We start from the raw sequence: 14,163 nt of genomic DNA on the forward strand, positions 1-14,163 counted from the left end.
AACGATGGAATGCCAAGGACGCCCAATTCACGCGCTGACCAATGGCACAGGATGGCGATGCGTGCTAATCCTATTTATTACTCGTTTTCTTCCAGGGGGGAAGATCATGCCGCGCAGAATCCACTATTTTGTTGTACCTGCATCATCATCGTGGCAGGTGCGAGGGGGTGGGCTAGGGCAAAGGGGCGTTGGAATTTCCTATTGGCGGAGGATAGTTCCATGATGTTAGAATGTCAAAAGACGAGTCATATGCTTGGAAAGGGCTTTCGATTTCCTTGCCCTAATATGTATCCGTGTTGGCTTTTGGTCATGCTCGTCCCTATTGCAGTGGGCTTGCCTCTCTCCCGATCCTTTTCATTGCGGGCAGAGGTTTGGGATGTACCAGAGGAGATGCAAACTTTATCCGAAGCTCTTCAAATTGCCCAACCCTATGATACCGTTCTAGTTTCTCCCGGCACATATGATAATGTGGGATCACTTTTCATGGATGCTCCCTCTGTGATACTTCTAGGTGAAGATTCACTTCGGGCTAGAATCAACCTAGGAGCTCTATATATCCGGGCAGATTCATGTGTTGTGAGGGGTTTGTCATTTATGAATTGGATTGATTTCCCCATCACGGTTGGCGCCGTTACTGGAACACAGATCAGGGGAAATGCCTTTTTATGGAGTATGCGAGCAATCGACGATCAGGGTCTATTCACCTCAATAATTGGCAACTATATTATGGAATGTTGGGAATCGATCATGGTCTATGGTCAAGGTGGCACTTTAATAGCGTCAAACGAATTGATCAATAATGGGGGGGGGATTCTGCTTTGGGCGCCTGCCACCGTGAAAGACAATGAGATAATCGGAACAACGTCGGGTTCTGATGTCGGAGCTCCACTCTATGGAGGTGGAGTCGGTGCTTTTTCCGTCGGTGGCCAAGTGCTAATTCAAAACAACACCATTGATGAGAATACATGTGATACCTGGGAGCCCCTATGGGTGGGAAAAGGAGGTGGAATCTACACCTTCGAGTGTGACTCCGTCATTATTGAGCATAATACAATTACTAACAATCAAGCTCTGTTGGGAGGCGGCATTTACGTCAAAGATTCCAATGTAGAGATCCGGGAGAACTTCATTCGAAGTAATGTCGACACGGTGTTCTATGAAGAGGACGAACGTGAAGGACTTGGCGGGGGATTTTGGATTGGCAATTGTGAGGGTGTGATCGAGAACAATACTATTATCGAGAACAATGCGCATATTGATGGAGCTGCTTTCTATCTCGAAGGTAATAGTACACCGGTCATTTGCAACAACATCTGGGTATCGAATATCAGCAGGGGTTCAGGTGTCTATTGCACCAATTTGGCATCCTCACCAATTTTCGAGTGCAATAACGCATGGGCAAACGGCATTGCTGAGTTTGGAGGCTCATGCCCCGATCCAACAGGAACAAACGGAAACTTCAGCGCCGACCCACTCTTCTGTTGGCCCGAGGGCGATGATTTCTATCTTCATGCCGACTCCCCCTGCGCTCCTGAAAACAGTCCTGCTGGGTGTGGACTGATTGGGGCCTTTCCCGCTAGTTGTGGCATATCCGGAGTTGATGGATGGGTTGCCAATGATGTTAATGGACTGATTCGCTCCTATCCCAATCCAATGAAAACTAGCTCAACCATCATTCTCAGCGGAGACCATTCCTTCCTTAAGGGAGAGGTCAGAATCCTGGATATATTGGGCCGCTGCATACGGTCTTTTTCAGCGACAGACGTGGGCAGTGGAGACAGAACATTTCACTGGGATGGGCGATCTAGTTCTGGAGAGCTGGCGACACCAGGATTATATTTTATTCGAGCAAAATCTGGTGATTCTATGTTGACGAGCAAAATAATGGTGGTCAGATAACGCGTCCCTTCTATAAGACTTGAGTCCAAAAACAGAGAGTGGTTCGTAAAGGGTTGCACCCGGGGAGCCGCGGATTTGTCATCTCGAAATAGTGTGGTCATTTTGGGTGACGCTGGCCCCGGTGGTGATAGCTGCCGGGTTTCGCTATATGTGTAAGTTCTATAGGGTTTTGCGGTTGCGACGGTTTAGGTTGGATTCTCTGTTTGTATAAGGTCTCATTCGGTTATCGGTCATAATCCTCGGAATTGGCGTGGGATGGCCGAAGTTCTCTGACTCTCTCCTCTCGGCTCAGCACCGTTTAACGCTCGCGTTGCACTCGGACCCCGAGTGAGACCGTCTTCTAACTCTCGTTCCGGTCTAAGCACAATTGCATTCGCCTCAAAACGGACGGAGTTTCCAAGCGCCTAACCACTCGAAAATGGACAACCGCTATTCCAAGTAAAGAATCCAGATGTCGGATATGTCTTCATTGCTGGTATTGCTATAGCTGATCGCGCGACCGTCAGGAGACCATGAGGGATATATCTGATCCATGGGATCAAGAGTTAGTTGGGTTGGATTCTCTCCGGTCGCGGAAATAACCCATATATCATAGCTCCCGGATCGATTGGATGTGAAAGCGATTTGGCTCCCATCAGGTGCCCAGGCAGGATGGACGTCACGAGCGGGATCGGTGGTGAGTTGAAAAGGCGCGCCCCCTGCAGGGGATATTACCTATAGATCATAGTCGGCGAAACAATGTCTCCAAATATCCCCTCCGGCCATCGAGACAAGCAATTCGTCATCAATTCTGAACGGTTTCCTGCATGAGCAAAGGACCTGACCCGGTGGATCCGGAATATTTGGCGCATTTATCCCTTCAATTATGAGTGTTAGATTCGATGCCCGTGGCCCTGTTCAGATCAAGCAGCGTCGCGGTAATAGTACTCATGATTCCGCCGCGCCTCTCGCGGAAGCGCACTCAATGTAAGCGTTCAGGTTGGGAGAGTGTGGCGGGAGCCGGACGGGTCGAACCTGTGCATCTATGAGCATAGCTCGAAATGGGTCGCAGAACTTGGTATCGCGATCCATGATGAGATAGTTCAGGCTGGGGAGGAATCCGGCGAAATGGACGCGGCGGGCGGAGATTCCGGTAGCGAAGAGGCGAGGACCCGTCAGGGTAAGAGTCGAGGATCCTGGGTTGGATGACATATGTGGAAGCGACAGCAATCACAGGGAAAGTGATCGTATTTGCTATACTACGATTTCAGTTCAAGATTGCGGCAGGATCAGCACAGGCCGGCGTACGCCGACCCGCAGCTCGGTGCGACCGTCGGCGAGGGCGAAGGCGCCTTCGTGGGCATCCAAAATCCTCTCGATCTCCGGTGCGAGCGGTGTGTTCCCAAACCCTCCTGTGACGACCAACGTATAACTTGGGTCGACCGCCAGCACGTCGGCCAGATGAACACTTCCAGTGATCAGTGCTTTTACACCGCCTGCCTCCGCGGACTCCAGATCAGCGCGGCTGGCCACAGGCCGCACGAGCAGGCAACCCGGCGCAGGATCGCCGTGGCGTAAGGGTCCGGCCGTTTCTCCGCCACAACCCCACATGCCGGCGATCCGCACCGCTTCACCCTCCACGACAGCCCCGAGTTCATTCACCTCGACCACTCGACCCGGCATCCAAGCGAGCACATCGAGTGTCTCAAGTAACGGCTCGATTGAGATCACCCCATAGGCGTGATCAATTGACTTCACGCGTCCCCGGACGGGAGAGATGCTGGTGATGTAATCCGAACTCGAACGCCGGCGTGCGGCAAGCCACTGGCCGCGCTCGACATCGTCGCCCTCCTTGACGCGGATGTGGGGCTTGATCTGGTCCGGACGCAGCTTCAAATCCCCTGCGATATGCACCGGCGTCAGGGGGTGGGCCAGCGCGGCGCGCTCACGCACAACGAATGTGCCGTCCGGAAGAAGGCGCTCAATTTTGCCTTCGACTGGCGAAAGAAAATGCTTTTTATGGATAGGATTGATCTTACGCTCGGCAATGATGTCATCGATTTCGATCTCGTCACCCACGCGCTTGAGAAGATAAGGTTCTACATTGCCGGGTGGGAGGCCCAAGCGGGATGCTACCTCCAGAAAGAACGGACGGAGAAACAGTCGCTGGCTCCGCGCAATCAATGTGTCGCTTGCAACCTGCTCACCGATTTTAACAAAAATCTCGCCCGGTACGGCAAGTTCCCGATTCAGGCGTATAGTGCGGCTTTCAACAGACGGTTGGCGTGGTCCCTCACGCCCATCCGGCGCAGGTGGATCCGCCTGCAGGTGGATCGCTCTTGTCGCGCCGCACTCTGGAAGAAAGGCGCCCAAACGCACCAGACCCAGCTCATGGAAGATTTCGAGGGCCAGCGGCTTGTCAACCTCCGTCAACAGACCAAGGTGGGGGAACATAAAGGCGCGGTCAACAGCCAGCTCCAGCTCCGCTTTCGGTCTCAGCGCCTTCATCAGAATCAATGCCGCCGCTTCGCGCGATGAATGTGAAAGGATTCCGCCGCTGCCGATGACAAGATCGTAGCCGGAGAGCTGCAGCGGCCCTGTTTCTTTGGTCCGTTGCTTCGGCCTTGAAAAGAGGTGACGGATCTTGAGTTCCTCCTCACCGCGACTCATCCCGATCCCATGCAGCACGCGGAGGTGATCGCGCACCGCCTCACGGATTGCCACAGCGGCGAGGGCCCACTCAATTCGCGTTTGCAACGAGGTCGTCGGCAGGCTGGTCGGGCGGAGGTATTTCCCCCCGATCTCATCCCAGAGTCGAATCTGCGGATCTCCGCCGGCGAACTCATCATCTGCAATCAATTCCTGTATGACGCCAATTCCGGCCCTCCGGGCGACGTTAAGAGCGCTATAGCTCATGCCGAGATTGGCGCTGACCGTACGCACGACTTTCCCCGCGCGCGCCGAGAAGACATCCGTCGTTGCGCCGCCGATATCAATCGCCAGCATGTGCGAATCCATTTCTTGTGAAGCGGCGGCGAGGATCTGGCTGAAAGCCGCCGGTGTCGGTCTCACGGGAGCGTTGACCCATTGGGTCAGATCGTCATATCCGGGCGCCTGCGACATAACATGCTCCATAAAGATTTCATGAATTGCCGCGCGCGCCGGCTCGAGATTCTCGCGAACACTGCTGGGACGGATATTCTCGATCGGATGGAAGAGGAAGCGGTCGCCGAGCGTGTCGCGGACGAAGTCGCGTGCATGTACATTACCGGCGTAAACGACCGGCAGTTTTGCGTTCGGACTCAACTTGGGACGCAAACCCGATTCCCGAATCAGCTCCGCCAGAAAGACCGGCGCTGAAATCGCGTCACCATCAAAACCACCGGCGAGCAAAATCATGTCAGGTCGCAGGCGCTTAAGGGACTCGATGCGTTCGTAAGGGGCGCGTCCGTCATCCAATGCAATCACATCCAGCAGGATCGCGCCGGCGCCCAGCGCGACCCGCTCCGCGCTGCGGCTCGTCACCTCTCGTACAAGCCCGGTGACGATCATTGCGAGCCCCCCGCCGGCGGAAGAGGTTGAAAAGTAAGGAAGTTGTGGCCGGCCGCCGCGAGTCAGCTCGATGCCCGTCCTATCCGCCAGCCCCCGCAATGCCTCACCGACACCGATCATGACGTCTTCATGTGGCCGTTCCACCGTTGTCGGCGCTTCGTGCCGGTGGTAGGACCAGCGATCTTGCCGGTCGAAGAGGATTGCCTTGGTCGTGGTGCTGCCGACGTCCGTGACGATGAAGCGGTCAAGATTGGATGGCTGCGACAATTTGTGACTCCTTGGGTTTTCAGGAATTTCCAGATTGCACTCCAAGATCAAATGGTAGCGTTTCTAACGCAATCCAAACAGGAAAAGATCACAATGTCTCGCTTCCAGCGGCGGGGATCGAGTTGAGCCTGGGTCGATTGGCGACAGGGACCTCGTCTGATATGATAAACGACAATGTGGCGGATCAGGAGCGACCCGTGAGTCCGGTTTGAAAGGCGCATGGCTTGGTGAGTTGTCCTATGCAGTACGCGAAAGAAATCCGAATCCTCTTCTGTGCCGATACGCATCTCGGTTTCGATGAGCCGGTACGCCCGCGGATTGAGCGACGCCGTCGCGGGACGGACTTCTTCGCCAACTTCCAACGAGTACTCGATAGCGCGCGGGATCGCCGCATTGATCTTGTCGTTCACGGGGGCGATCTCTTCTTCCGCAGCCGGGTACCCGCGTCGATCATTGACCGGGTCTATCGGATGCTTCTCGAATTCGCTGCGCATGATATTCCGATTTTGATCGTACCGGGTAATCACGAGCGCTCGATATTGCCGTCGTCGCTGTTCTTGTCTCACCCCAACATCCACGTCTTCACCCGGCCGGAGACAAAAGTCTTCGAATTCGCGGGGACAAGAATCGCCTTTTCGGGATTTCCCTGCGCGCGAAGCGAGGTGCGTCAACGGTTTGGATCGCTGATATCCGACACAGGTTGGGCCGAGGTAAAGGCGAGCGTGCGGTTTCTTTGTCTGCACCAGTCGATTGAAGGGGCCCAGGTAGGGCCTTTGAATTATACATTTCGTCGGGGGAACGATGTCATCCCGATGGCCGATCTACCGTCCGCATTCGATGCGGTCCTGGCCGGGCACATACACCGGCGACAGATCCTGAAGCACCGTCGGCCGGATGGGAGTTCAATGCCGATCGTTTATCCCGGTTCCATAGAGCGCACCTCTTTTGCCGAGAGGTTTGAACCGAAGGGATACTTCGACCTGGGCATTGGAAGACGTATCGCCGGCGGGCGATGCCGCCTTAAGTTTGATTTTGTACAGCTCCCGGTGCGACCGATGGAAGAAATCGTGCTTGGCGACGACATAGATCAGCACGGGGTGCGGTTTTTTTTGATATCGCAACTGGCCCGCCTCGACCCCAACTCCATTGTTTGTCTCAAGTGCAACGAGGGGGTCGCGTCCGAGGTCCGGGGCGCCTTGACAAGCAGACTGCTGCGCGAGGTCTGCCCAGCGACGATGAACATCCAGTTAGGGACCCATCTGTTCGGCCGGCGGAAGGGAAGCGTCGCATGATCCGAGGTCCACAACACGACAGGCTCATCCAGATGATTTGCGATCAGGTACCGGAAGGGCCGGGAGTCTACACTTTTCATGGCGAACGGGGCGAGATCCTTTACATTGGAAAAGCGGTCAACCTGCGGCAGCGGATGCTGAGCCACATGAGGCAGGATCCCAAGCCGGATGAGGTGCGCCATTCCCGCCTGGTCTACGAGGTCCGTGATTTCGATCATCAAACCACCGTATCCGAGTTACCGGCCCTGTTGCTGGAGGATGAACTCATAAAGACGCACCGGCCCCGCTTTAACATTCGCCAGAACGAGTTTCTGGAATACAAATACCTTGAGCTGTCAGCTGACGAGTATCCCAGGCTGCGCATGATCGATCACGAGGCGGATTTCGGAGATCGTCCTGTGTTCGGGCCGTATCGTGATCGGTATCTGGTCGATCGAATCCTGCAGTTGATTCACCAGCACATCGGTCTGCGTTCGTGTCCTGAACCCGACCCGATAACCAGCTGTCTGGAATTGGATCTCGGGCACTGTGCGGGACCCTGTCGGAAGGGTGTAACCCCGCTTGACTACCAGCGGGTGGTGGCGCGCACGGTCGCGTTTCTCGACGGCGATGAGTCGGATGTCGCCTTGCATTTGCAGCAGGCGATGGCGCACTCGGCGGAGAAATACGAGTTCGAAAAGGCGCAACGACTGAAGGAGCATCTCGAATTCTGCCGTCGCTTCGGCGAGCGGCAAAGATTTCTACATAAGTTCAAGGAGCGGAAACTGACCGTGGTGGAGAAAGGCGACCACGAACTCACCTATGTGTTCTTGCGGGGCCGGCTGGCCGCCCACGGAACGGCCATAGAGTTGACAGAATGCCGGTCGGGCGGGAGAACCCACATTCCGTCATGCTCCAGCAACGACGCGCGGTTCCTCCTCGATCGGGCAACGATCGTCCACAACTGGCTGCGCCGCAATTCCGACCGCTGCGAGCACACCTTCGCGGAGCTCGATCAGTAATTGTTCAAATAATCGTCCCTTATTTCTATTCCGTCCGCGAGTGGGCGCTGCGAAAAAGAGCTTTATTCTCAGGTCGGATATTATGAATAGAAGGGTCAGATTTTTTTCGGTTGCTTGTCCAGTTTCCGCTTTTCCTCTTTGTCATGCTTACTCGCCTTCTGTTTCTTATCCTTGGCCCTGTCCTTCTTGCCGCCTTTGTCTCCCATTGTGCATCTCCTTTTGAGGGTTCTCCCGCTCGCACTCAGCCCGGTCCACCCAGGGTCCAGACCTCGCGTCCGCTCTTGAGGTGCTTCTTGTGGATCTTCACGTCGTCGGCACCCTCGGACTCGGCAATGGAGCAGAGCTCGGCGACGTCCTCGGGGCTGCCGTCGCAGAATCCCATGGGTCGTGGATTGTTCGGCAGGTTGAGCTGGACCTTGAACTCGCCTCGGTTCCAACGGGTCTGCGTGGTGTTGTCATACGGGTGGATCATGGGATGTCCGTCCTTCCCGGAAACTCCGTCTCTGTTGCCATGCTAGCGGTTGGCCGAGACTCATTGTAGCGTCGTGCTGCCTGCATGTAAACAGAACATTGATGAGTGACAAAATCCGGGCAGCTGGAGAGCTGCGCCGTGATGGATTTTCTCTACTCAATGGGCCGAATAGCCAGAAGCTCACGCGAAATCAAATCGCTCAGATTGTCCTGATAACCGGAACCCACCATTTTTGATGAGACATTTAATGTACAATTACCGAACTCTTATATATGGCTCGGAACTTACCGTATCTCGTAGCAGATGACCTCGAGCGGCTCGATCTCCGTCTCCTCGTCGGCCTCCCGGGGATTGAAAACGCTCCCGGTGCCCCGCACCACCACCATCCGGCGGTTGCCGACCAGGTAGCAAGTGCCCTCGTTCATCTCGTGGCCCAGGGGGATGGGCACCTGCGTGAGGTACTCGCCGTCAGGCGCGAAGACGTCCCAGGTTTCTAAAATGCCCTCGGGCTGGTCCTCGTGGCCGTGCGGCGTCAGGACCCAGATCGTCTCGTCGTCGGGATTCGTCATGATCCGCGCGACGCAGGGGTCGTGGTCTTCGATGGTCCAGTCCGTGTTCGCGGGGGTTCCCGGGTCGATGACCGGGGAGACCCTGCCTTTCTCGGCCTGTGTTCTCTTGCGCGGTTCGTATCGGCGCCCGAAGACCCGCACAAGGTTACCCGCCGTGTCGTACTCTGAAATCTCGTACGCGTCCCTCTTCATGGGGGCGTAGATGCGGCCGCCGGAACCGAGAACCCAGCTGCGATCGATGTAGTAGTCGTCGGCCTCGACGAAGATGTACCCGCTCGGGTCGAACGGCGTGGTGATTTCGAGGATTTTGTGAAACTCGCAGATCGAAGCGTCACCCACGGACACGAAGCGGTCGGTGTAGCTCTCTCCGCCGGTCACGAAGGCGATTTTGCCGCCGCTGGCCGCCAGCACGCCGTCGACGCAATGCAGGCTGATCATAACGGCGACATTGCCTTCAGCGGGTGCGCCGACGGGATAGTGGGTGCCGATGGGCGTCCCGTCCAGCCGGAGGGTGATGAGTTTGGCGGGGAAACCCGTCCCGATGCCGAGAACGTCATCCGCCAAAAAGACCAGCCCCATCGGCTGGCGTACCTCGCCGGGGCCGTCGCCTTCGCGGCTGATATCCCGCAAGTGTTCGCCGTCGGCAGAGATTACCACTACCTGGCATAGCTGGTTATCCAGCACAAAGAGGCTGCCATCGGGATGCATTTTCAGGTCTGTAATGCGTCCAAACATAATGTCCTCGTTCTCGCCTCCGACCCGCCACAGTTCGTGGAGGGCCAGCGGCTGGACGCCGTGAGTGGGGCCGTCGTCATCAAGGCTGCGAGGGACGTCGGCGGCATCGGCCGGGCCGAACGCCGAGCCAAGGAACAGAACGATCATGGCGAAGGGGAGGCATTTCATAGCGCACCTCTGGTTGGGCTCGCGCCCGGGGACGTGGCGCTGGTCGGGGGGCGGAAGGGGACACTCTCGCCAGTGAATACGTGTGAAGGGCGGGATGGGTTGCGGCATTCGAATCAAAGCTGGCATTGATCCCGCGGAAAGAAGTCATCGGCCGGGCCGTTTCAGCCCCTCTTCAATCCCTCCAATACTCTCTCCGGCGTCATGGGCATCTGGTGCAATCGAGTTCCGGTCGCATCAAAGAGGGCGTTGGCCATGACGGCCCCCATGCAGATGATGGCGGGCTCGCCGCCCCCCTGGGGGCTCAATTGATCATTCTCGATCAGGATCGTCTCGATCTCCGGCAGCGACGAGAACCGAGGCAACTCATAGGTATCGAAGTTTTCATCCAGGATCCGTCCGCCCTTGAAGCGGATATCCTCCGAGAGCGCGTACCCCAAGCCCATCGTCAGGCAGCCCTCCATCTGGATCGTGGCCCCCTCGGGATTCACGACAATCCCCATGTCCTGGGCGCAGACGATCCGCCGGGCGCGGATCTTTCCGCTCTCCTTGTTTACCTCCACCTCGCCGATCACGGCGACATACGTGCCGGCGTCGATCCCGCAGGCGATGCCCCATCCGCGCCCGCTGGGGGAGGTGATCTTTTCCCACCTGAAACGCTCCGCCGCCGCTTTGAGAACCCTCACCATTCGGGCGTCGCTGATATTGTTCAAGCGGAACTCCAAAGGATCAACCCCCGCGCGTGCGGCCATGATATCGATCTGCGATTCCTTGGCAAAAGTGTTCGTGTTGGCTCCGGGAGCCCGCCATGGGCCCACGGCGAAAGGATGCGCGCCGGTCGATCCTCCCATCCAATCGCCATGCACTTTGATAAGGTTGTTGGGGACGTCGTAGTACTGGTCGGAGCCGCGGACTCCTGCGAAGTAGACCGTATAATCCCACAGACAGATCTTCCCCGCAGCATCGACGCCCGAGCGGATATCGACGACGGCGGCGGGCCGGAAGGTATCGTAAAAGAATTCCTCTGCTCGATCCCACATCACTTGAACGGGCCGCCCGGTGATCAAAGCCAGCCGCGCCGCTTCCTCGGCCTGCCGGCCCGCGCTCTTTCCACCGAATCCTCCGCCCACGAAGGGTGTGATCACGCGAACATTTTCCGGCGGCATGCCGAGCGCATCCGCGATCCGCTCCTGAGTCGGGAAGGGCGTCTGCGTCGACGGCCAGATCGTCATCCTGCCGTTCTCCGGCTTGGCCAATGCCGTATGGGTCTCCATGGGGGCATGGGCGACGTAACCATCAAGGTAGCGTACTTGTACAATTGATGCCGCCGCCCGTTCTCCCGCGGCCAGATCGCCCCGGGGATCGCGTTCCGCCGCAGGGGGAGCGGCCTTGATCAAATAATCGAAGATCGTCTTGTCGTCGACTTCCGGCTCCGGGATGTCGTATACGGCCTTGATGCTGTGAAGGGCCTTGGCGGCCTCTTCCGGATCCGCATGCAGCACGGCGATCAGGTCTCCATCCGTCACCAGGCGCGCGCCCGGCCAGCGCTCCGCCGCCGATGTATCGACGCTTTTCAAGACGGCATCATGCGCCGGCGGCCGCAGGAGCTTCGCGTAGAGCATCTCCGGGACGCGGATATCGCCGGCGTAGAGCGCCTTCCCCGTCACCTTATCCCGCGCATCCCCGCGCAATGCCGACGTCCCCATCACCTTGAAGTTTTGGACGGATGTGAGCCGGGCCGCGCCGTCCGTCGTGCGAACGATTTGCCGGCCCTGCGCCAGCTGCCCGAAACTCACCTTCTTCTTCGGATCCGCGACGCTGAAGATGAATCCATTCTCCGCCGTCAGCTCCTGTTGCGGGACCTGCAGATGGTCGGCGGCGAGGCTCATGAGAATGTCTCTCGCCTCGGCCGCGGCTGCCCTTAAGGCCGGACCGAAGAAGCGTGTCGTCATCGAACCGAACGTCCCCATATCCCATGGACAGAGATCCGTATCCCCCATGACCATCTGGATCGACTCGAGGGAGACGCGGAGTTCCTCGGCGGCCATCTGTGCCAGGGAGGTCACCACCCCCTGGCCCATCTCGATCTTGCCGGTGAAGATGGTGATCCGTCCGTCCTCATCGATGCGGAGATAAGCATTCGGATCGCTTGGGTACGGTCGTCCCCGCTGAGCTTCCGCCGGCGGTACCGGCCAGTCGCCCACCGTGAAGAGAACGATGATGCCTCCGCCGACGAGTTTTAAAAAATCCCGCCGCTTGAGAGACAATCCGGCATCCGCCGCGGCGGATTCGGGATGGCGTTCGCTTTCATTTTCCATCGCAGGCCTCACCTTTTCTTTGAGGAGCTCTCAATGGCTTCGACGATGCGCTTATGCGCGCCGCACCGGCAGAGGTTATCGTCCATCCCTTGAATGATCTCCTCGCGACTCGGATGGGGTTTCCTCAACAGCAGGGCATAAGCGGTCAAGATCATGCCGGGCGTACAAAAACCGCACTGCAGCGCGTCGTGCTGGATAAACTGTTCTTGAAGCGTGTGGAGCTTGTCCGCTTGCGCCAATCCCTCGATCGTCAGGACCTCTTTGCCGGCGATGGTTTTCACGGGCACCTGGCAGGACCGCACCGCCTCCTTGTCGACAATCACCGTGCAGGCGCCGCAGAGCCCCTCGCCGCATCCGAACTTTGTACCGGTCAGTCCTAATTCGGTCCGGAGAACCCAGAGGAGTGTCCGCTCTCCGTCGATGTTCAGGCTGGTGGGCTGACCGTTGAGAGTGAATGTTATAGTCTCTTTCATGGTCCCTCCCGGCGAGGTTATGGATAGAGGCGGTGTTGTTGGGAATGATCATAGGATTCAGGGTCGGATAGAGCAAGGGCGATCTGCGGCCGGCGTGATCGGCTTGAGTTAATGAAAGTGACACGGGCGGTTAGAAGTGTATCCTTAAGGCCATCGAACACCGCTGCCAACCACGGGAGGGAATGATCATGTCACCGTTATACCGATCGGCGGCGCCGTACCTGGCGCTGGTCATCCTCGCTGCCCTTCTCATGCTGACATCGTGTTGCGACGACAAGGTCTGCGATTGCGAGGACATCCCCGAGGCCACGCCCACGGGGTGGTTCCGGCAGGAATCCAACACCACCGCGTCGCTCCAGGACATTGTGGCCATCGACGCGCAGACGGCGATTATTGTCGGGGACACGGGCACCATATTGCGAACCGCCAACGGCGGTGAGACGTGGACGCCCGTCGTCAGCGGCACCCCATCAAACCTTTACGGCATTGAGATGCTCGATGCCGCGTGCGGTTGGATTGTGGGAGCGGATGGCACCTTCTTGAAAACCACGGACGCCGGATTGACGTGGTCGGCGCACAATGTCGACGATTCCTACCACTTGCGCAAGATCTCCATCGTTGACGCCGGTATCGGCTGGGTGGGCGGCGGCCCGCGTGGTGCGGGCGAGGAGGGACCCCATGTGCTCCTCAAAACGACCGACGGCGGCGACACGTGGGCTTACCAGGATCCTGGCGGCATCCTCAACGAAGTCGCCTTCGCCGACGCGGACACAGGCTGCTATGTGATCGGTAGCACCCTCTACCGCACCACCGATGGCGGTGACAACTGGACCGAGGAGGTCAGCAACGCCCCCTCGTGGTTCGCCACGCTGTTTTACACTGACGTTAACACCGCGTGGGCCGCGGGGTCGCAGGGCTACGTGGCGCGCAGTGACGACGCAGGTAAAACCTGGGTGGTGCAGGTATCAGCCACCAGCCGCAACATCCGCGGCCTATTCGTCCTTGATGCCACCCATGCATGGTATGTGGCGCGCATCGGCGTGATCGCGACGACTCGTGACAACGGTGTCATCTGGACGTTCCAGTACAGCGGCACGACGGAAGTCTTCACCAGCGTCTCCTTCGCCGACGCCGATGCCGGCTGGGTCGTGGGCGAAAGCGGCGGCATTTACAAAACGGTCACGGGCGGCGAGGGGTGACCTGCCCGGCGTTTCCGCCGTGCGTTTCTGGATTCACCTGCCGGCCGGTGCGGAGGTGATCGATTTCACTTATCCGTTCGAGCGCGCCGGCGCGGAAGGGGCCTACACCTACCAGGCCCGGAATTTCCTCCCCGACCGGGACATCATCGTCCGGTGGCGGCCTTGATCCCGACTCTATATGGACGATAGGTGGGGAATGCGAGATGATGCTCTGCAACCGGCAGACGAATCCAACCCTTGTC

Annotated in this window: 10 protein-coding genes; 5 read left to right on the plus strand and 5 right to left on the minus strand. The window is 57.8% G+C overall.

All coding sequences use genetic code 11. The features are described 5' to 3' along the window. Nucleotides 1–1,899, plus strand: a 1,899-nt coding sequence (locus tag KJ970_20645; GenBank protein ID MBU2693335.1) for a right-handed parallel beta-helix repeat-containing protein, incomplete at its 5' end; no start/stop codon positions are given. Between the two features lie 1,251 nt (nucleotides 1,900–3,150). Here the strand turns inward: KJ970_20645 and KJ970_20650 are convergent. After that, nucleotides 3,151–5,697, minus strand: a complete 2,547-nt coding sequence (locus tag KJ970_20650) for a glutamate mutase L (GenBank protein MBU2693336.1) — start codon at nucleotides 5,695–5,697, stop codon at nucleotides 3,151–3,153. Between the two features lie 239 nt (nucleotides 5,698–5,936). Between KJ970_20650 and KJ970_20655 the strand changes: the two genes are divergently transcribed. Together KJ970_20655 and KJ970_20660 are read left to right on the plus strand one after the other, a co-directional pair. After that, a complete protein-coding gene (locus KJ970_20655) occupies nucleotides 5,937–6,989 on the plus strand; it encodes a DNA repair exonuclease (protein MBU2693337.1) in 1,053 nt (350 codons plus the stop codon). Then, nucleotides 6,986–7,990: a GIY-YIG nuclease family protein gene (locus KJ970_20660; GenBank protein MBU2693338.1), complete on the plus strand. Its 1,005-nt coding sequence runs from the start codon at nucleotides 6,986–6,988 to the stop codon at nucleotides 7,988–7,990. The genes KJ970_20655 and KJ970_20660 overlap by 4 nt, the downstream gene beginning before the upstream one ends. Nucleotides 7,991–8,231: 241 nt before the next feature. On the opposite strand, the gene KJ970_20665 is transcribed toward KJ970_20660, so the two are convergent. The 4 genes from KJ970_20665 to KJ970_20680 form a co-directional block, all read right to left on the minus strand. Continuing rightward, nucleotides 8,232–8,462, minus strand: a complete 231-nt coding sequence (locus KJ970_20665) for a hypothetical protein (GenBank protein ID MBU2693339.1) — start codon at nucleotides 8,460–8,462, stop codon at nucleotides 8,232–8,234. A gap of 284 nt (nucleotides 8,463–8,746) precedes the next feature. After that, nucleotides 8,747–9,913 carry a hypothetical protein gene (locus KJ970_20670; protein MBU2693340.1) on the minus strand — a complete coding sequence of 389 codons (1,167 nt, stop codon included), beginning with the start codon at nucleotides 9,911–9,913 and terminating at the stop codon, nucleotides 8,747–8,749. A 182-nt stretch (nucleotides 9,914–10,095) separates the two neighbouring features. Then, complete coding sequence (locus KJ970_20675) at nucleotides 10,096–12,249, minus strand: molybdopterin-dependent oxidoreductase (protein ID MBU2693341.1); 2,154 nt, start codon at nucleotides 12,247–12,249, stop codon at nucleotides 10,096–10,098. 8 nt (nucleotides 12,250–12,257) lie between these two features. After that, nucleotides 12,258–12,722: a (2Fe-2S)-binding protein gene (locus KJ970_20680; GenBank protein ID MBU2693342.1), complete on the minus strand. Its 465-nt coding sequence runs from the start codon at nucleotides 12,720–12,722 to the stop codon at nucleotides 12,258–12,260. A 188-nt stretch (nucleotides 12,723–12,910) separates the two neighbouring features. Between KJ970_20680 and KJ970_20685 the strand changes: the two genes are divergently transcribed. Beyond that, entirely contained in the window at nucleotides 12,911–13,921 is a 1,011-nt protein-coding gene (locus KJ970_20685; protein ID MBU2693343.1) for a hypothetical protein, read from the plus strand. Nucleotides 13,922–13,940: 19 nt separating this feature from the next. Beyond that, a complete protein-coding gene (locus KJ970_20690) occupies nucleotides 13,941–14,087 on the plus strand; it encodes a hypothetical protein (protein MBU2693344.1) in 147 nt (48 codons plus the stop codon). The last annotated feature ends 76 nt before the right edge of the window (nucleotides 14,088–14,163 follow it).

It is taken from the genome of Candidatus Eisenbacteria bacterium (assembly GCA_018831195.1).
In the GTDB taxonomy this organism is placed as follows: domain Bacteria; phylum Eisenbacteria; class RBG-16-71-46; order CAIMUX01; family JAHJDP01; genus JAHJDP01.

Excerpts from the sequence above, each read along its gene's own strand:
- KJ970_20655 (MBU2693337.1), top strand. The coding sequence starts at position 5,937 with ATGCAGTACGCGAAAGAAATCCGAATCCTCTTCTGTGCCGATACGCAT.
- KJ970_20670 (MBU2693340.1), bottom strand. The coding sequence starts at position 9,913 with ATGATCGTTCTGTTCCTTGGCTCGGCGTTCGGCCCGGCCGATGCCGCC.
- KJ970_20685 (MBU2693343.1), top strand. The coding sequence starts at position 12,911 with ATGTCACCGTTATACCGATCGGCGGCGCCGTACCTGGCGCTGGTCATC.
- KJ970_20660 (MBU2693338.1), top strand. The coding sequence starts at position 6,986 with ATGATCCGAGGTCCACAACACGACAGGCTCATCCAGATGATTTGCGAT.
- KJ970_20665 (MBU2693339.1), bottom strand. The coding sequence starts at position 8,462 with ATGATCCACCCGTATGACAACACCACGCAGACCCGTTGGAACCGAGGC.
- KJ970_20675 (MBU2693341.1), bottom strand. The coding sequence starts at position 12,249 with ATGGAAAATGAAAGCGAACGCCATCCCGAATCCGCCGCGGCGGATGCC.
- KJ970_20680 (MBU2693342.1), bottom strand. The coding sequence starts at position 12,722 with ATGAAAGAGACTATAACATTCACTCTCAACGGTCAGCCCACCAGCCTG.